Below are 17,609 nucleotides of genomic sequence, written 5' to 3'. Positions count from 1 at the left end.
GTGGTGGCGGTGACGCGGACCGCCGCCCAAGGGCCTCCACGGCGTCGCTCACTTGAAGGCGGCGAAAGCCTTCGAGAAGGCGAACGCGTCCTGGACGACCGAGCTGCACGTCGCGTCCGCGCTCGGCTTGGCACCCCCGGCACACTGCTTGTCGCGCGCGGCCGACCACATGGACAGCCAGCCCAGGCCCTTGGACTTGGCGAAGTCCACCAGCTGGGTGGCGTCGTCGACCTTGAAGACCTCGCTGCTCACGTCGTTGACGCCGATCATCGGTGTGACGGCGACCGTCTTCCAGGCCTCGCTGTCGGACAGGCCGAGCACGCTCTTGATCTGGGCCTGGGTGGCGGTGGCGGCCTGCTCGGCGAGGGTGCCCATGTCGCCGTTGAAGGAGGGTCCGTAGTCCATCGCCATGATGTTGACGGCGGAGATCTTCACGCCGTTGGACTTGGCGTCGGAGACGAGGTTCACACCGTCCTGGGTCAGGCCCTGCGGCAGGACCGGCAGCGTGAACGAGACGTCCAGGCCGGGGTGTTGCTGCTGGAGCTTGGCGATGGCCTGGGCGCGGCGGGTGTTCGCGGCCGTGTTGGGCAGCGCGGCGCCCTCCACGTCGAAGTCGACCTTGGTGAGCTTGTAGGCGTCCACGGCCTTCCCGTACGCCGCGGCCAGTGCGTCCGCCGAGGAGCAGGTGGTGGCCAGCTCCGAGCCGGAGGCGCCGCCGAAGGAGACGCGGACGTCGCCGCCCTTGGCGCGCAGAGCGCCGATCTGCGCGGCCACCGCGTCGCTGCCGAGGTCCGTGACCCCGCCCCACTTGGGGGTGCAGCCGCCGCCGTCGGTGACGAAGGCGAGGTTGTAGTCCTTCACGCCCGTCGCGTCGGCGGAGCCGACCAGGTCGAAGGCCGGGAAGAGGGACGTGTCGACGTACGGGGCGAAGCCGGCGCCGGTGGTCGTGCCGCTGCCCGTGGTCTGGGTGGCGGTGGGCGACGGGGTGGCGGGCGGAGTGGAGGGCGCCGTGGCGGTCGGGGTGGGGGTCGCCGTCCGGGTCGGGTTCTGCGTCGGGGTTGCCGACTGCGTGGGTCGGCCGCTGGGCTCAGGGGTGGCGCCGTCGTCCGCCGAACACTTGGCGCCGTCGATGAGACAGCCGGTCGGGTCGCCGGAGCCGTTGACGACGAAACCGACGGTGACCGATTCGCCCTTCGCCAGCCCGTCCTTGTCCCAGGACGGCGGCTTCACGGTCACGTGCTGCCCGCTCACCGTCGACGTGCCGTTCCACAGCGAGCTGAGCTTCGCACCGGAAGGCAGGTCGAACTGCAGCGTCCAGTCGCCCTTCGCCTGGCCGCTGTCGTTCGTGACGACGTACTGCGCTGTGTACCCCGTCGACCAGGTGCTGGTCTTGGTGTACACGGCGCCCACTCCGGCGGCGTGGGCGGTGCCGGTGAGCACCATCGCGCCGCCGCCGACCACGGCCGCGGCGACGATGCCGCCGATCGCCTTGTTCCGACTGGTCACCTTGCGCCGGTGCGTACTGCTCATCGCGTGCCTGCCTTCGCTGCTCACTGGGGTGGGATGCGGCAGCACGCTAGCGAGCCGGAATCGGGCAATCCGCCTTATCCGGGCGGGCGTTGAGGATCTTAGGGTGCGCTTAAGGAAGGGATCGGGGACGGTTAAAGGTAGAGACCAATGTTCCGGTCCGGCGTCGGCGTACCCGGTGTCCCCGCCGCACCGGAGCCCGCCCGTCCAGCTGGAACCAGATGCGCACCTCCGTGCCGCCCAGCACCGAGGAGCCGATGCGTACGTCGCCTCCGGTCGACTCCGCGAGCCGGCGCACGATGTCCAGGCCGAGGCCCGTCGAGCCGTCGCTGCCCGAACCGCGCCCCCGGGCCATCGCCGTCTCCGGGTCGGATATGCCGGGCCCGGCGTCGGACACCAGCACGATCACCGCGTCCTCACCGTTGTGCACGTCGACGGCGAACGCCGTGCCCTCGGCGGTGTGCCGGAAGACGTTGCCGAGCAGCGCGTCGAGCGCGGCCGCGAGATCGGCGCGGGCCACGGGTATGCGCACCGGCCGTTCGACCCCGGCCACCCGCCACTTGCGGCTCTCGTCCTCGGCGAGCGCCGACCAGAACTCCATGCGCTCACGCACCACTTCGGCCGCGTCGCACCCGGCTCCCGGCCCCGGCGCGGCGGTCTGCGGCTTCGCCTCCCGTGCCGTACGGATGATCGTGTCGACCTCGCGCTCCAGCTGGGCCACCGCGGTCCGGGTCTGCTCGGCGGCCGCACCGTCGCCGAGCGAGGCCGTGTTCAGCCGGAGGACGGTCAGGGGGGTGCGCAGACGGTGGGACAGATCTGCCGCCAACTCCCTTTCGTTCGCGAGCAGCTGGACGACCTGGTCGGCCATCGAGTTGAACGCGACCGCCGCCAGGCGCAATTCGGCCGGCCCCTCCTCAGGGACGCGCGCCCCGAGCTTCCCCTCCCCCAGGTCGTGCGCGCCCTCCGCCAGGCGCTGCGCGGGCTGCACCATCCGTACGCCGAGCCGGTCGGCGACCGCCACCGAGCCGACGATCAGCGCGGCGCCCACTCCGGCGAGCACCGCCCAGGCGGTGCCGACGCCGTTCGTCACCTCGGCCTCGGGCACATACACCTCGACCACGGCGATCGCCCCCGAGCTGAGGGCGGTGGGCTGGAGCAGCGTCGAGCCGCCCGGGACCTCGGTGGTGGAGGCCCGGCCCAGTCCCCGCGTCATCGCGATGTCCTTGGCGGAGGCACGCTGCCGGCCGATGTCGACCGCTTTCGTGCCCTCACCGGCCGGTATGTGCACCGCGATCCCGTCGCCGGAACCCGCCGAGGCGACCACACGCTCCAGCTGGTCCCGGTCGGTGGTGATGGACAGCGCGGGCGCGATCGCGGCGGCCTGCCGCTCCGCGTTGGAGAAGGCCCGGTCGCGCGCCATCTCCTTGATGACGAGTCCGAGCGGGACCGCGAAGGCCACCACGACCATCGTGGTCACCGCCACGCACACCTTGACCAGCGCCCACCTCATGGCCCTGGCTCCGTCCTCGGGGGTTCCAGCTTGACTCCGACGCCCCGCAGTGTGTGCAGGTAGCGCGGCTTCGCCGCCGTCTCGCCCAGCTTCCGCCTGAGCCAGGAGAGATGAACGTCTATGGTCTGGTCGTCTCCGTACGACTGCTGCCACACCTCGGCGAGCAGCTCCCTGCGCGGCACGACGACGCCCGGGCGGCCGGCGAGGAAGGCGAGGAGGTCGAATTCACGGCGGGTCAGATCCAGTCGCACGCCGTCCAGTTCGGCGTGGCGGCGCAGGGGGTCGATGGCCAGGCCGCCGACTTGTATGACCGACGAGGGCGCGGCGTCGGCGGCGGCCGCGCGGGAGCGGCGCAGCACCGCCGCAATCCGTGCCGACAGGTGCTCGACCGAGAACGGCTTGGTCAGATAGTCGTCCGCGCCCGCGTTCAGCAGGCGGACGGTCTCCGTCTCGTCGTCGCGGGCGGTGGCGATGATCACCGGGACGTCCGTGATACCGCGCAGCATCTTCAACGCCTCCGATCCGTCCAGGTCGGGCAGTCCGAGGTCGAGGATCACCACGTCGAACGCGTGGTGGGCGACTTCGCGCAGCGCCTCCAGCGCAGTGCCGACGCTGCGCACGATGTGCCCGGCCTCGGTCAGATGCCTGATGAGCGCCGATCGCACGAACTGGTCGTCCTCGACCACGAGCACACTTGCCATGGGCGGCACCGTACGCCATGTGGACCAGGCAGTTCGGGCCCTGTGGACAACTCCCCGCAACTGCCGGGGCGGCAAAGGGAGAAACGGAACTGTGTGCGACCCGTGAGACACCGGTGGGGCGGGTGAGGCAGTATGGCCGAGATGTTCAGAGGACTCGTACACGTACTGGCGTGGTCGCTCGCCACGGGCGCTGCGGTCACGCTGTCGTGGTGGGGTGTCCACACCGTGATGGCGGGGACGGCTTACGACCCGCCGCGTGCCCTGCCGATCACGGCGGGCGGCGCGACCACCCAGGGGTCGAAACCGGTGACGTCGTCGACGGAACGTCCCGAGCCGTCGAGGAGCCCGGGCAGGAAGACCGCGCCGAGCCCGGCACCAACGCCCTCGAGGACGGCCGTCGCGAGCACGGCCACCGGCTCTTCGCCCGGCGCGTCCTCACCCGGCCAGGTCAGGAGTTACGACACCGCCGGCGGGCGGGCGGCCTTCGACCTCGGAGCGACGTCGGCCGCGCTGGTGTCCGCGACACCGGGGCCGGGCTGGTCGATGCAGGTGTGGAAGACCGAGTCATGGATCCGCGTGGAGTTCACCTCGGGAGCGCAGCGGGTCTCGGTGTTCTGCACATGGCACGACGGCCCGCCCCATGTGGAGATCGGGAACTACTAGCGCGGAGGGATTGCCGGACACCGCCCAGGCCCGCTGCGGGTCAGCGGAAGACGGACGGCGGCGGCGCCGGTGACGCCACCGCCGCCGCGTCCGTGACCGCCGTCGCGCCGCCCGCGAAGTCGGTGAGTGCGCGGCCGTGCTCCACGCGCGCGGGATGCGGGTCGGAGGCGGCGCGGCGGGTCAGTTCGGAGACGGGGAGCGGGTGCAAGGAGGCAACCAGGACCGCGTTCCCGAAGCGCTTGCCGCGCAGGACGGCCGGGTCGGCGACCAGCGCGAGCTGGGGGAAGACGGCCGCGGCGGTCGAGATCTGGCCGCGCAGATGAGCGAGCGGCGGGCCGTCGGCGAGGTTGGCCGCGTACAGGCCGCCTTCCTTCAGCGCCCTGCGCACTTCGGTGAGGAACTCGACCGATGTCAAGTGCGCGGGGGTGCGTGCCCCACTGAACACATCAGCGATGACCAGGTCCGCCCAGGCGTCCGGTACCTTCGCGAGGCCCTCGCGGGCGTCCGTGGAGCGCACCCGGATTCTGGCGCCCGGGTCCAGCGGCAGGGCGCGCCGCACGAGTTGGACGAGGGCGGCGTCGCGCTCGACGACCTGCTGGGTGGAGCGGGGGCGGGTGGCCGCGATGTAGCGGGCGAGGGTGAAGGCGCCCCCGCCGAGGTGCACGGCGTGCAGGGGACGGCCGGACGGGGCTGCCAGGTCGATGACGTGGCCGAGGCGGCGCTGGTACTCGAAGGACAGGTGGGCCGGGTCGTCCAGGTCGACGTGGGACTGCGGGGCGCCGTCGATGAGGAGGGTCCAGGCGCGCGCCCGGTCCCGGTCGGGTATCAGCTGGGCGAGGCCGCCCTCGACCGCCTCGACGACGGCCTCGGCGGCCTGCCCCCGCCGCGCGTTCCGTGACCTGCCCATCCCGCCATTATCAGGGGGAAAGCGGGGACCGTCCCATCGGCGGTTCCCGCCGGGCTCCGGCGCAGGTCGGCGGGGCACCGCCGGAGGTCCGCGGATCTCGGGCCCTCGCCTGCCGGCGCGACCCGGTCACCGGCAGTTGTCCGCCGCCTGGATCAGACGGGCCGCTTCCCCGAGCGCCTCGCGCAGGACCGCCGGGTCCGTGGCCAGTTCCGCGTCGCCGGGCGGGAGCAGCCAGCCCGTGCCCTCGACCGGGGGCTGCGGGACGGCGAGGCTCATACCGCGTCCGTCCGTCTGCGTACAGGTGCTGCCCGGAACGTCCCATGCGTCCGCCGTACCCGGCGGCACCAGGAAGCCGAGGGTGTCACAGCCGACGTCGTGAAGGACGGGCCCGACGCAGTCGCTCGCGCCACGGCGGAGGATGTCGACCGCCTCGAGGCCCTGCCGGGCCGGCACGGTCACGAGGTCGGGGGCCTGCGGCGGTGCGCCGCACTCCGGGGTGGGGCACTCCGGGGTGGGAATGTGCCGCGCGGTCGACGGTCGCCTGCGGAATTCGGTGCTCTGCGTGGTCTGCATCCCGGCCTCCAAAACGGAACCCCTCCTCGACGGTGAGTTTGGTCGGGAGTTCGGGGGGCTCCCGCTCCAGGGGGTTCAACGCACCGGCGCGTCAACGGCAACGGCACGCAGCCGCCGCAAAGGATGGCAGTTCATGGCGGATCGCGCATGAGATATCCGGTTTGTAGCCAAACCTCGCATGACGGGCCTCGCGGGGAAGGTACGTTCTTGCCCCGCCGGACGCAGGGAACCAACTGGCACCACGCGGACAAGTCACCCTGATTCCGGCATGGTTCGACGGTTCGCACGAGAGGGCCCGGCCATGACCTCGTCCCAGTCCCCCCGGCCACCACGGCCGAACCTCGCCTTCCGGCTACTGCGCGGCCCGTGCTCGCCGGGCGAGTTCGCCGCGGCGGTGCGGCGCGCCGCACGCGAGATCGGCGAGCGGGTCAGCTGTGACGCTCGGTACATCGGGCGGGTCGAGGCGGGCGAGATCCGCTGCCCCAACTACGCGTACGAACGGGTGTTCCTGCACATGTTCCCCGGTCGCACGCTCGCGGACCTGGGGTTCGCGCCGCGCTCGGCAGTACGTGGCCGTGGGGCGCGTTCCGCCGACGAGGCACCCCCCATGCACACCAACAGCCGTCCGTACGCCCCGAGTGAGACGCACGAGGGGTGCGAGACGTATGAAACGCCAGACAGTTACGAGACGCACGAGTCGTACGAGCCGTACGGCAGGCCTGCGTACGACTCGTACGACGAACAGAACCACGAGGAGAGCGACGTGCAGCGTCGCGCATTCATGACCGGTGGCACCGTCACGGTGGCGGCCGCCTCCCTGGGCCCTTTCGGGCTCACCTTCGGCGGCCCGGCAGCGGCCGCCGAACGCCCTGTCCACCGTGCGGGCTCGTCCGAGGCGGGCGCGCTCGAGGAAGCCGTCCGACGGATCCGCCTGCTCGACGACCGGCACGGCGCGGACGGCCTCTACCGACGCGCCGCGGCCCCTCTGCGCACCGCGTACGCGCTGCTCGACGCGGGCACGACCCGGCAGGCGGTCACCGACCGGCTGTACGCGGGCGCGGGTGAACTGGCCATCTCGGTGGGGTGGTTGGCACACGACTCCGGCCGCTTCGACGACGCCCGCTCGCACTACGCGGAGGCGCTGGCGACGGCCCGGATGGCCGGGGACCCGGCCCTGGAGGCGCACGCGTTCTGCAACACGGCGTTCCTCGCGCGCGACGCGGGCCGCCCGCGGGAGGCCGTACGGGCAGCACAGGCGGCCCAGCGCGCCGCGCGCCCGCTCGGCTCGCACCGGTTGATGTCGCTGCTCGCCCTGCGCGAGGCGGGCGGCTGGGCCGGGCTCGCGGACCGCGCGGGCTGCGAACAGGCGCTCGCGCGGGCGCAGGCCCTGTTCGAGCGCGGGACGTCGGACACGGACCCCGAGTGGATGACCTTCTACGGAGAGGCCGAGCTCGAGGGCCTGGAGGCGCAGTGCTGGTCGACGCTGGGCGACTGGCTGCGCGCCGCCCGGCACGCCCGGCGCGCCGCACAGCTCCAGGACCCGCACTTCACCCGGAACATCGCCCTCTACACGGCCGAATTGGCGGACGACCTGGCCCGCGACGGCCGCCCCGACGAGGCGGCAGCGGCCGGCGAGCGCGTTCTGGACCTGCTGGACCAGGTCCAGTCGTCCAGGATCCAGACGATGCTGGCGGGCACGGCAAGGGTCCTCCTGCCGCACCGGCGGGCACCGGGGGTGTCGGTGTTCCTGGACCGCCACGCCTCACAGCCACGCATGGCCTGAAGCGCAGATCTGCCGTCCGGTCGGCTACTCCGTGAGGTGACCGCAGTCGTTCCAGGACTCGATCGCCGGCTCATCGTAGGCCCACCCCAGCACCGACAGGGACGTCGGGTTGAGCCTGATCCGCGCGGCGAAGTCCAGCGGCAGACCCAGCCAGCGCGCGCCTATGGAACGCAGGATGTGGCCGTGCGCGAAGACGAGGACGTCGCGGTCCGCGGCGCGGGCCCAGGCGACGACATCGTCCGCCCGCGCGCAGACCTCGGTCAGGCTCTCCCCCTCGGGGACGCCGTCGCGCCAGATGAGCCAGCCCGGCCGGATCGCCTGGATCTCGGCCGGCGTCATCCCCTCGTACGCCCCGTAGTCCCACTCCGTCAACGTGTCCCAGGCGCTCGCCCGCTCACCGAACCCGGCGAGCTCACACGTCTCACGCGCGCGTGCCAGCGGGCTCGTGCGTACCTCGAGTCCGGGCAGCCCGTCGAACGGCGGCCGGTGCAGGCGCTCCCCGAGCAGCTTGGCGCCCCGGCGCCCCTCCTCCAGGAGGGGTACGTCGGTCCTGCCGGTGTGCTTGCCGGACAGCGACCACTCCGTCTGTCCGTGCCGGGCCAACAGGATGCGCGGTGCCATGGGAGACCTTTCCGGGAGAAATCGAGGAGAAATCAACAAGGAAGTCTGACCATCATCGCGCACCCGGCCTCCGGGCAACCCCGCGGGCGGTCGCTGCGTCTTTGAGGGCCGGGGGCGCCCCACGGGGGCAAACGCGTACACGTAAGGTGGCACGACCGAACCAACGGGACGGACAACAGAGCAGAAGGGGGAGGGCGGATCGGATGCCGCAGGCCGAGACTCCAGGCACCGAGGTGAGCCCGCCGGCCCGGCTGCGCTGGTGGACCGAACTGCCCTTGATCCTGGTGGTGTACGTCTCGTACTCCGCCGGCCGGCTCGTCGCGCGGGGTGACATATCCGACGCCGTCGACCACGGCCTTTCGATCCTGCGCCTCGAGAAGCTGCTGCACATCAACGCCGAGCACCCGCTGAACCGCCTCTTCACCCGCGAGCCGTGGCTCGGCGTGCCGGCCGACTTCTGGTACGCGTCGCTGCACTACGTGGTGACCCCGGCGATCCTGGTGTGGCTTTTCAAACGCCACCGGCCGCACTACCGCACGGCCCGTGTCTGGCTGCTGCTGTCCACGTTCTTCGGCCTGATCGGCTTCACGCTGCTGCCCACATGCCCGCCCCGTCTGCTCTCCGCGGGCCACGGTTTCGTGGACACGATGGCCCAGTACAGCTCGTACGGCTGGTGGGGCGGCGAGGCGAGCGCACCGCGAGGCCTCGGCGGCCTGACCAACCAGTACGCGGCAATGCCGAGCCTGCACGTCGGCTGGGCGCTGTGGTGCGGAGTGATGCTGTGGCGGCACGGCCGCACGCGCTGGGCCAAGGCGGCCGCCGTCGCCTACCCGCTGCTGACCACGGTCGTCGTGATGGGCACCGCGAACCACTACTTCCTCGACGCGGTCGCGGGCGTCGCCGTCATGGGCGTCGGCCTTCTGCTGTCCCGGGCCCTGATGCGCGCTGCGGACACGGTCAAGGCCTGGCTGCGGGCGCGGTTCGCACCCGTCACGGAGTCCTCGCCCACCGCTGGTTCCCCAATTGTCAGTGACGGGTGCCAGACTTCGACGGGTGAGCGAATTCCCCGACAGCGCACCTCCCGCCCCGGACAGGGAGCCGAGCCGGGTGCCTCCCCCGCGGACGCGGGGGACGGCGCTGCGGCAGCGGCTCGCTGAGCTGCGCGGCCCGGCCTCCCCCACGCCCGGCTTCGCTCACGCGGGGGGACCCCCATCGCCCAAGGCGCTCGACGCGCGCGCCCTCGCCGCGCTCGCCGCGAACCCCGGGTGCCGGCGACGCGCGCTCCTGGACGGCGCGGGCGTGGACAAGGCCGTGCTGGCGGGCGCGCTGGGCGCGCCCTCGGCGTTCGGCCAGTCGCAGTTCGCCTTCATGCGGGGCAACGCCTTCGAGGCCAAGGTCAAGGCGGACGGCGGCGCCGAGTTGTTGCGGCTGGTGCACGAGAAGCTGGACCCGGCCGCCGCTGCGCCGGACCAGGCCCTCGTTCCCGACCTGTCCGCCGTCGGACCGGAGGGCCGCGCGGCCCGTACGGCGCTGGCCCTGCGCGAGGCCACCGAGGCGCGCGCCTGGGCCCTGCTCGACCACCCCATGCTCGCCCTGGACGTGGCGGGCTCGCCCGCCTTCCTGGAGCCGGACGCTGTGGTGGTGCACCCGGACGGCAGCTGGACCGTCGTGGAGATCAAGTCCTTCCCGGTCCTGGACGGTTCCGCGGACCCGGCGAAGGTGGGAGCGGCCGCCCGCCAGTCCGCGGTGTACGTGCTCGCGCTCGAGGAGGTCGCCGCCCGCCTCGGCGCGGACCCGCAGGAGCCCCGGACGCACGGCGCCCAGGACGGCGGCGCCCCCGCACCCGTGGTGCGCCACCGGATCCTGCTGGTCTGCCCGAAGGACTTCTCCAACCTGCCCACCGCCTCCCCCGTCGACATCCGCAAGCAGCGCGCCGTCACCCGTCGCCAGCTGGCCCGTCTCACCCGCATCGAGGAGATCGCCGACGCCCTCCCCGAGGGCACGTGCTTCGCACCGGACCTTCCCCAGGAGGAGCTGACGGCCGCCGTCGAGTCGGTCCCGGCGACGTACGCGCCCGACTGTCTCGCCACCTGTGAACTGGCCTTCTACTGCCGCGATCGCTCCCGCGCGCAGGGTGCGGTGACGTCGTACGGGCGCTCGCTGCGGGCCGAGCTGGGCGGCCTGACGACGGTGGACGAGGTCCTGGCCGCCGCCCACGGTACGGCGGGGGACCCGGACGACCCCGCGGTGGCGGCACTGCGCCGTGCCGCGCGGCTGCGGGCGGAGGCCCTCGTCGGCCGGGAGGCCGCCGTATGTCGCTGATCGCCACGCTCGCCCGGCTGGAGGCCGTGCAGTCCGGCCGCGCCCGGCCCGTCGTCACCGTCCGGCACCGGCACCTGTCCGAGCGGCCCCTGGTCTTCGTGCCGCTCACCACCGCCGGCGAGGCCGGGGCTCCGCTCGGGGCGCTCGTCGGCACCGACCGGGACGCGCCCCGACTGCTGGTGGTGCCCCAGCCGCGCGACCGCGACCTCCGGTTCGCGTTCCTCGCCGAACTCGCCGACGTCGTACTGCCGTACCTCGACACGTACGCCGACGTGGTCGAGCCCGCCGAACGCACCGAGACCGACCCGGAGACCGGCAAGCGCGTCAAGGTCGAGGTCGAGCTGTGCGCGGACGCCCCGCAGATGATCGTGCCGAGCCGGGCCGGCATCGACTTCGTACGGCTCCTGGGGCGCTCCATGCGGTTCCGCCGCACTGCCGAGCAGGACCCGGAGACCCCGCATCCGGCGCCCCCTCGGGTGCCGCTGCTGGGCCGCTGGCTCACCCACTTCGGGGAGCGCGCCCGCGTCCCGGGCTCCTCGCTGCTGCTCGCCCTCACCGAGGTGCTGGCGCGGCACTGGGCGACCGGACAGTCCGGCCTGGAGGACCAGCACCTGGGCGCGCTGCTCGCCTGGATCGACCCGCCGGGCGGCGCCTCGGGCGCGGACGCGGCACTGCGGGCCGAGCTCGCGCGGGACCGGGACGGCCAGTTGCTGTGGCCGCCGGCCGGACCGGCCACCGACCCGGCCTTCGACAACAAGCTGCTCGCCCCGGCCATCGAGCGCTACGACCGCGCGCGGACCCGGCTCGCGGCCGCCGAGGACGGTGTCGAGGCGGACGCCCGGTTCGGTGAACTCACCGCCGCCGAACGGGAGATCCGCGACCTCGTCGCTAGCCGCACACGTCCGACCTGGGACGCCGTGTGGCACGGGCTCGATCTGCTGCGGGCGTTGCCGGAGGGTGCGCATGTCGCGGACCGGTGGACCCGCGACCGCTGGTCGTTCACCGGCCACCGGGACCGCGTGGCCGCCGGGGAGCCGCCGCAGCCGCGCCGCGACGACGCCGTCACGGCGGCGGGCAAGCTCGCCACGCGCGAGCGCGAACAGGCCCGTCTGGACGCCCAGGAGGCACTCGACGACCCGCTCGTCATGGCCGGGCGGCGGCTCGCCGGGGAGGCGTTCGCGGGCGAGGTCACGGAGGTCGTGATGGCGTACAGCGAGGGAAAGCGGCCGAGCCCGCGCCCGCTGGTGACCGTGCGGACCGAGGACCGGCCGCATCTCGCGGAGCGCACGAAGGTGTACCGGTCGCTGACAGGGAAGCCGCAGTCGGCCGAGTTCGTCGGATACGAGGCATACGACGGGGATGAAGGAGACGAAGGGGACCGCGCGCCGTGCGGCTACGTGGTCCTGCGCATCGTCGACAAGATGGGCCGCGGCAAGGAGCCGGAGGCCGGGTCCGTGCCCGAGAAGGGCGACCGCATCTGCTTCACGCTCTTCGAGCACGAGCAGCGCGGCGGGGCGAAGCTGCCCGACCCGGAAGAGACACCCTGGACGCACGGCGGGCCGCCGGGCGAGTCCGACGCCGTACCGCAGCCGGATCCGGTGACCGAGGAGGACGTGCTGTGACCGTGTTCGCCCAGCCGGGCAGGGCCGTCGATCCCGGGACGGCGGCCACCCGGGTCACCGAGGCGATCCTGCGCGACACGCTGCACGGCGCGCACCGCGGCGTCGTCGTCGACTCGCCGCCGGGCGCCGGGAAGTCGACGCTCGTCGTCCGGGCTGCGCTCGAACTCGCCTCCGCCGGGCGGCCGTTGATGGTGATCGCGCAGACCAACGCACAGGTGGACGACTTGGTCCTGCGACTGGCGGAGAAGGATCCCGACCTTCCGGTCGGCCGATTGCACAGCAGCGACCCGGACCCGTACGACAAGGCGCTCGACGACCTGCCGAACGTCCGCAAGTCGACGAAGGCGGGCGATCTGGCGAGCCTGGACGTCGTCATCTCGACGGCGGCGAAATGGGCGCACGTCAAGGACGTCGAGCCGTGGCGGCACGCGATCGTCGACGAGGCGTACCAGATGCGCTCGGACGCGCTGCTCGCGGTGGCGGGCCTGTTCGAGCGCGCGCTGTTCGTGGGCGATCCGGGACAGCTGGACCCGTTCGCGATCGTGGGCGCGGAGCAGTGGGCGGGCCTGTCGTACGACCCGTCGGCGTCCGCGGTGACCACGCTTCTGGCCCACAACCCCGAGCTTCCGCAGCACCGGCTGCCGGTGTCCTGGCGGCTGCCGGCGTCGGCGGCCCCGCTGGTGTCCCACGCGTTCTATCCGTACACGCCGTTCCGCAGCGGCACGGGGCACGGGGACCGGCGGCTCTCGTTCGCGGTGGTGTCGGACGGCTCGGGGCCCGACCGGGTGATCGACGAGGCGGCGGAGACCGGCTGGGGCCTGCTGGAACTGCCCGCGCGGCACACACCGCGGACGGATCCCGAGGCGGTGCGGGCGGTCGCCCGGGTCGTACGACGGCTGCTCGACCGGGGCGGGGCGGCGGTCTCGGAGCGGGCCGAGGAGCCGGTGCCGCTCACCGCGGACCGGATCGCCGTGGGTACGGCGCACCGGGACCAGGCGGCGGCGGTGCGCTCCGCGCTTGCGGACCTCGGGGTGCCGGACGTGACCGTGGATACGGCCAACCGGCTCCAGGGCCGGGAGTTCGACGTGACGGTGGTGCTGCATCCACTGTCGGGAAGACCGGACGCCACGGCGTTCCATCTGGAGACCGGGCGGCTGTGCGTGCTGGCCTCCCGCCATCGGCACGCGTGCATCGTGGTGTGCCGGGCAGGGGTGACGGAACTGCTGGACGACCATCCGTCGACGGAGCCGGTGCAGCTGGGGGTGACGGTGAAGTTCCCGGACGGGTGGGAGGCGAATCACGCGGTGCTGGCACATCTGTCGGAACACCGGGTCACCTGGCGGCCCTGACAGACCGGTCGCCTGGTGCCCCTGACGAGCCCAGGGGCGCGACGTGACCCGCACCGGGTCACCTGATGCCCCTGACCCCGTACCGGATCACGTCGCGCTCCGGACCAGCACCGGATCGCGTCGCCCTCTGACCCGTACCGGATCACGTCGCCCTGTGACCCATACCGGGACACGTCGCCCTCTGACACCCGTACCAGATCGCGTCGCCCTCTGACCCGTACCGGATCGCGTCGCCGTCCGACCCGTACCGGGACAGGTCGCACCCCTGACCAGCACCAGGTCACGTCGCACCCCTGACCCGCACCGGGTCGCGTCGCCCTGTGACCCGTACCGGGACACGTCGCCCTCTGACACCCGTACCGGATCGCGTCGCCCTCTGACACCCGTACCAGATCGCGTCGCCCTCTGACACCCGTACCAGATCGCGTCGCCCTCTGACCCGTACCGGATCGCGTCGCCGTCCGACCCGTACCGGGACAGGTCGCACCCCTGACCAGCACCAGGTCACGTCGCACCCCTGACCCGCACCGGGTCGCCTGGCGTTCCTGGACCCGCACCGGGTCGCCTCGCGTTCCTGGACCCGCACCGGGTCGCCTCGCGTTCCTGGACCCGCACCGGGTCGCCTGGCGTTCCTGGACCCGCACCGGGTCGCCTGGCGTTCCTGGACCCGCACCGGGTCGCGGGGCGCCCCCGACCACCACCGGATGTCGGAGCGGCCCTGGCCGGCACCGGAAGTCAGAGCGGCCCTGGCGGCACAGGGCGGCGGGACGGCCCGACCACCACCGGGTCGCGAGGCACCGCCGACCAGCACCGGGTCCCGGGACGCCACAGCCCCCACCGGACCAAGGGGCATCCCCGGCCCCCACCAGGAGGCGATGCGGCTCCGACCGGCAGGGAACATCACGCGGCCCCGCGGCCTTGAGAGTGCGGGAGCCCCGCGGCGCGTGGGGCGCGGGCCGGGCGCGCAGCGTTCGTCCCTGCCCCCTTGCATCACCGCGCGACAATGGACGGTGGCCCACCCGGAAGGGGCGCCACTCGAACCGTACGAGGAGGAGAAGACATGGCGGAGCACACGCCGCGTCGGAACGTGCCGCGGCTACGCCCCGCGCCCCTGCTCTTCGAGCCCGCGGAGGCGGCCTCCGACCCGGAGCACTTCTTCGACCTGGAGTCGATCGACGACCCGCGGGCGCTGCTGGCGCGGGCGACGGAACTGACCCAGGCCTTTCGTGCGGCGGCCGACCGTGCGGTGGAGTACCAGGCGGTCGCCGCCGCCCAGCTCGCCGATCCACGCCGCTTCGACCGGCTGACGCCGGCAGCGATCGCCGAGCAGGCGGAATGGACCGAGGACTACGCGAAGAAGATGGTGGAGTTCGGCCGCGACCTGCTGCGCGGCGCCGAGTCGAGCGGGCCGGAGAACCTGGGCTGAGCCCCGGCCGAGGTCGCTGAATGATCTTTTGGCATATGCCGGGCGGCACAGTACTCCCTCCCACCCCCTCCTGTCCCGATTTTCCGCAACCCTCGAGGACGGGTTGATCACAGCCGGTACATCTGGATGTATGAGCAGTCGAACGCCGATCACCGAAGCCTTCCGCGTCACCGCGGAAGGCGCCACCTGGCTCGCCTCGGCAGGAACGTATCCGCGCAGCACGCTCGCATACTGGGCGGAGCGTCCCGCCTCCCCGGTCGTGCTGCTGCCCTGCGGCACCGTGTTCGACGTCGTCAACGTGCCCGCGATCTTCGGGCGGCGCATGCTCGACCGGCTCTGGGACAAAGGGCCGGGCTCCGGGCCCGCCGCCGAGCATCGGGGCCGCATGCTGCTGTTCGCCGCACCCGGCACGGCCCGCCGGCTGCCGGTACTGCTCGACTGGGAGGAGTGGGGCGGGCGCACCCACGGCATTCCGCCGCTGCTGTGCCACGGTTCCGGTGACGCCGTGACCGTGCCCGCCGTCCACCCCTCGACCCCACCCGCGGCCACGGCCGGCGCCCGCCCCGGATCACGGTGGCTCGTCGCGCCCGACACCCGTCACCCCTGGCTTCCCGGGCCGGAAGTCGTCCTCTGGGCGGCCGTACGAGCGGCCCGCGCCGCCGCCTCCGCCGCCGTACGGATATCGATTTTTCCTCCCGCCGACCAGGATGCTAAGGTCTACGACGTCAGCAGGCGCCGCTAGCTCAGTTGGTTAGAGCAGCTGACTCTTAATCAGCGGGTCCGGGGTTCGAGTCCCTGGCGGCGCACGATGGCGATGGCGGGTCGTGTTCGCGGAAAGCGCGAACACGACCCGCCATCGCTGTTTTTGCGCGGCTTCGCCGCGCGTTGCGGGGGCCTCGCCGCCCCACACCCCCGATCCCTCACCCCCGATCCCTCACTTCCGCGTGATTCGCACCGTCCATGCCCCCGTGGCCGTCCGGTCCTCCACCTCCACCCGCACGTTCTCTCCCGGCACCGAGAAGCTCTCGCCCTCCGCCACGGGAGCGTCCGCGAGGGGTGGGTAGACCGATTTGTCCTGGCATGCCGACGAATGGGGGTGAGCGTCCAGGACCTCGATCGGGCCGCCGCCGGACTCCGTCTCGCTGCGCACCCGGTATACGAGGACACCCTGGGTGCAGACCGCGCCGTCGTTCCCCACCGCGCCGCGCGCCTCGATGGCGAGCACGCTGTCGGCCCCTGTCCGCACGATCGCAAGCTTGGTACCGCCCCCGGAGCCGAACGCCTCCACACCCAGCCCGGCGGCCTGCGCCCCGGCACCATCAGCCGCACCCGTCACCCCGGTCCCCCACGCCGCGCCCGCGTCCACCGGCACCTGCGTCACCCCGGCCTCCCCCGTCCCCAGCGGCTCCAGCGTCAGCCGCGTGCTGCCGGCCCCCCGTACGCACGCCACCTGGCGTGGGTCCAGCCACCCCAGCTTCCACTTGTGCCAGGCGAACAGATCCGGTGCCAGACCGAACTGGCTGCCCATGAGGTCCCAGTCGCCGACGAAGGTGTCCCAGTCGCCCTTGCCGCTCTCGGGGCGGTGGTAGAGGTCGGGCAGGTCGAAGACATGGCCCGTCTCATGAGCCAGCACGAGCCGGTCCGGCGGATGTTTCTCGAAGACCGTCACCACCCGGCGGATGTCCTTGCCGTCGGCCCGCAGCGGGGTCTCCAGGTTGACCACCTTCGTGGCGTCCGAATCGACGCCCGGCGCGTCCGGATCCGCCACGAAGTACACGATGTCGTACCGCGAGAAGTCGACGTCCTTGTCCGCGGCGGAGACCGCGTCCTGCAGATACGCGGACCGGCGTTCGGGGCTCCAGTCGCGCTGTATGGCGTAGAAGGATGCGGGGTGCGGCATCCGGATCCAGTGGTCCACAGGATGGGGACGCAGCGTGAACCGGCCGTACGAGGCGCGCTCGAAGAAGCGGCTGGTGGCCGGGAAGTAGTCCGCGGTGATCTCGGCCGGTGTGGTCACCGGCGCCGAGTCCGGGAAGGACAGGAAGACCATGACCGCGTCGAGCGGGCGCACGGGGCGCATATAGGCGGAGTTCCAGGTGTCGACGCCCTCGGAGTGGTGCACCTCGCCGCGCGTGAGCTCGCAGGACGCCGCCAGGGGTTCGGCGAGCGCGGGACCCGTGACGAGCGAGGTCGCCACGAGGGCCGTCATGGACGTTGCCGCGGCAGCGGTGCTGCGCAGGACGGGCGCCGCGCCACGGGCGAGGCCCTGAAGCGCCTCACGGGTGGGCCCCCTGCGGGGGAGCGGACGCGGCACGTCGACCTCCGGGTGCGGATCTGCGAACTCCGCACCCAGCCTTGTCCTACTTGTAGTACTACGCCCTGTTTGCCTGCCCCAGAAGGGTGAGACGCCACCAGCCGGGGGAAAGGCCAGAGGGAAACCGCGACGGCCGGGGGGAGGGGCAGTGCGGGGTGGGAGCGCAGGACGGCGCGCGAGCGTCGAGGGGGCGGCCGACATGGGCCGACACCCCGAATACTCACGGAACGTCACACCGGAGGGCTGCCTGATAGACCGGTGTCAGGTGCGGGCAGAAACGATCTGTCAGAA

Annotated in this window: 15 protein-coding genes and 1 tRNA gene; 9 read left to right on the top strand and 7 right to left on the bottom strand. The window is 72.7% G+C overall.

Annotated elements, in window-relative coordinates; all coding sequences use genetic code 11:
• Positions 1-48 precede the first annotated feature (48 nt).
• The 3 genes from AAW14_RS30425 to AAW14_RS30415 form a co-directional block, all read right to left on the bottom strand.
• Positions 49-1,530, bottom strand: a complete 1,482-nt coding sequence (locus tag AAW14_RS30425) for a cellulose binding domain-containing protein (RefSeq protein ID WP_265567529.1) — start codon at positions 1,528-1,530, stop codon at positions 49-51.
• A 109-nt stretch (positions 1,531-1,639) separates the two neighbouring features.
• Positions 1,640-3,037 carry a sensor histidine kinase gene (locus AAW14_RS30420; protein ID WP_265567527.1) on the bottom strand — a complete coding sequence of 466 codons (1,398 nt, stop codon included), beginning with the start codon at positions 3,035-3,037 and terminating at the stop codon, positions 1,640-1,642.
• Entirely contained in the window at positions 3,034-3,738 is a 705-nt protein-coding gene (locus AAW14_RS30415) for a response regulator transcription factor (protein WP_265567525.1), read from the bottom strand. Before AAW14_RS30415 ends, AAW14_RS30420 begins: the two co-directional genes overlap by 4 nt.
• Before the next feature lie 141 nt (positions 3,739-3,879).
• Here AAW14_RS30415 and AAW14_RS30410 point away from each other — a divergent pair, with 141 nt between their 5' ends.
• Complete coding sequence (locus AAW14_RS30410; RefSeq protein WP_265567523.1) at positions 3,880-4,401, top strand: hypothetical protein; 522 nt, start codon at positions 3,880-3,882, stop codon at positions 4,399-4,401.
• A 40-nt stretch (positions 4,402-4,441) separates the two neighbouring features.
• Here the strand turns inward: AAW14_RS30410 and AAW14_RS30405 are convergent, their stop codons facing one another.
• Complete coding sequence (locus tag AAW14_RS30405) at positions 4,442-5,308, bottom strand: spermidine synthase (RefSeq protein WP_265567520.1); 867 nt, start codon at positions 5,306-5,308, stop codon at positions 4,442-4,444.
• A gap of 126 nt (positions 5,309-5,434) precedes the next feature.
• Positions 5,435-5,881 carry a hypothetical protein gene (locus AAW14_RS30400; RefSeq protein ID WP_265567519.1) on the bottom strand — a complete coding sequence of 149 codons (447 nt, stop codon included), beginning with the start codon at positions 5,879-5,881 and terminating at the stop codon, positions 5,435-5,437.
• Positions 5,882-6,182: 301 nt separating this feature from the next.
• Between AAW14_RS30400 and AAW14_RS30395 the strand changes: the two genes are divergently transcribed.
• A complete protein-coding gene (locus AAW14_RS30395) occupies positions 6,183-7,664 on the top strand; it encodes a hypothetical protein (protein WP_265567517.1) in 1,482 nt (493 codons plus the stop codon).
• Between the two features lie 24 nt (positions 7,665-7,688).
• Here the strand turns inward: AAW14_RS30395 and AAW14_RS30390 are convergent, their stop codons facing one another.
• Entirely contained in the window at positions 7,689-8,285 is a 597-nt protein-coding gene (locus AAW14_RS30390; RefSeq protein ID WP_265567515.1) for a histidine phosphatase family protein, read from the bottom strand.
• Positions 8,286-8,488: 203 nt separating this feature from the next.
• Between AAW14_RS30390 and AAW14_RS30385 the strand changes: the two genes are divergently transcribed.
• From AAW14_RS30385 to AAW14_RS30355, 7 genes are all read left to right on the top strand, one after another.
• Positions 8,489-9,442 carry a phosphatase PAP2 family protein gene (locus tag AAW14_RS30385; RefSeq protein WP_265567513.1) on the top strand — a complete coding sequence of 318 codons (954 nt, stop codon included), beginning with the start codon at positions 8,489-8,491 and terminating at the stop codon, positions 9,440-9,442.
• On the top strand, positions 9,393-10,607 hold the full coding sequence (locus AAW14_RS30380; protein WP_265567511.1) for a hypothetical protein: 1,215 nt from the start codon (positions 9,393-9,395) through the stop codon (positions 10,605-10,607). The genes AAW14_RS30385 and AAW14_RS30380 overlap by 50 nt, the downstream gene beginning before the upstream one ends.
• Positions 10,598-12,229 carry a hypothetical protein gene (locus AAW14_RS30375; RefSeq protein ID WP_265567510.1) on the top strand — a complete coding sequence of 544 codons (1,632 nt, stop codon included), beginning with the start codon at positions 10,598-10,600 and terminating at the stop codon, positions 12,227-12,229. The genes AAW14_RS30380 and AAW14_RS30375 overlap by 10 nt, the downstream gene beginning before the upstream one ends.
• Positions 12,226-13,578 carry an AAA domain-containing protein gene (locus AAW14_RS30370; protein WP_265567509.1) on the top strand — a complete coding sequence of 451 codons (1,353 nt, stop codon included), beginning with the start codon at positions 12,226-12,228 and terminating at the stop codon, positions 13,576-13,578. Before AAW14_RS30375 ends, AAW14_RS30370 begins: the two co-directional genes overlap by 4 nt.
• A gap of 1,060 nt (positions 13,579-14,638) precedes the next feature.
• On the top strand, positions 14,639-15,004 hold the full coding sequence (locus tag AAW14_RS30365) for a hypothetical protein (RefSeq protein WP_265567508.1): 366 nt from the start codon (positions 14,639-14,641) through the stop codon (positions 15,002-15,004).
• A 130-nt stretch (positions 15,005-15,134) separates the two neighbouring features.
• The gene (locus AAW14_RS30360; RefSeq protein WP_265567506.1) at positions 15,135-15,746 is read left to right on the top strand and encodes a hypothetical protein; all 612 of its coding nucleotides are present in this window, start codon (positions 15,135-15,137) and stop codon (positions 15,744-15,746) included.
• A tRNA-Lys gene (locus AAW14_RS30355) sits at positions 15,737-15,810 on the top strand. The genes AAW14_RS30360 and AAW14_RS30355 overlap by 10 nt, the downstream gene beginning before the upstream one ends.
• Positions 15,811-15,938: 128 nt before the next feature.
• Here the strand turns inward: AAW14_RS30355 and AAW14_RS30350 are convergent.
• Positions 15,939-17,318 (bottom strand): M6 family metalloprotease domain-containing protein, encoded by a 1,380-nt coding sequence (locus AAW14_RS30350; protein ID WP_265567505.1) that lies wholly within the window; start codon positions 17,316-17,318, stop codon positions 15,939-15,941.
• Positions 17,319-17,609: the final 291 nt, after the last annotated feature.

Source organism: Streptomyces hygroscopicus (assembly GCF_026168105.1).
Taxonomy (GTDB): domain Bacteria; phylum Actinomycetota; class Actinomycetes; order Streptomycetales; family Streptomycetaceae; genus Streptomyces; species Streptomyces hygroscopicus_D.
The sequence above is the reverse complement of the archived record's forward strand: the minus strand, read 5'-3'. Positions and strand labels throughout refer to the sequence as shown.

Coding starts and splice junctions, on each gene's coding strand:
- AAW14_RS30425 (WP_265567529.1), bottom strand. CDS start 1,530: ATGAGCAGTACGCACCGGCGCAAGGTGACCAGTCGGAACAAGGCGATC.
- AAW14_RS30420 (WP_265567527.1), bottom strand. CDS start 3,037: ATGAGGTGGGCGCTGGTCAAGGTGTGCGTGGCGGTGACCACGATGGTC.
- AAW14_RS30415 (WP_265567525.1), bottom strand. CDS start 3,738: ATGGCAAGTGTGCTCGTGGTCGAGGACGACCAGTTCGTGCGATCGGCG.
- AAW14_RS30410 (WP_265567523.1), top strand. CDS start 3,880: ATGTTCAGAGGACTCGTACACGTACTGGCGTGGTCGCTCGCCACGGGC.
- AAW14_RS30405 (WP_265567520.1), bottom strand. CDS start 5,308: ATGGGCAGGTCACGGAACGCGCGGCGGGGGCAGGCCGCCGAGGCCGTC.
- AAW14_RS30400 (WP_265567519.1), bottom strand. CDS start 5,881: ATGCAGACCACGCAGAGCACCGAATTCCGCAGGCGACCGTCGACCGCG.
- AAW14_RS30395 (WP_265567517.1), top strand. CDS start 6,183: ATGACCTCGTCCCAGTCCCCCCGGCCACCACGGCCGAACCTCGCCTTC.
- AAW14_RS30390 (WP_265567515.1), bottom strand. CDS start 8,285: ATGGCACCGCGCATCCTGTTGGCCCGGCACGGACAGACGGAGTGGTCG.
- AAW14_RS30385 (WP_265567513.1), top strand. CDS start 8,489: ATGCCGCAGGCCGAGACTCCAGGCACCGAGGTGAGCCCGCCGGCCCGG.
- AAW14_RS30375 (WP_265567510.1), top strand. CDS start 10,598: ATGTCGCTGATCGCCACGCTCGCCCGGCTGGAGGCCGTGCAGTCCGGC.
- AAW14_RS30365 (WP_265567508.1), top strand. CDS start 14,639: ATGGCGGAGCACACGCCGCGTCGGAACGTGCCGCGGCTACGCCCCGCG.
- AAW14_RS30360 (WP_265567506.1), top strand. CDS start 15,135: ATGAGCAGTCGAACGCCGATCACCGAAGCCTTCCGCGTCACCGCGGAA.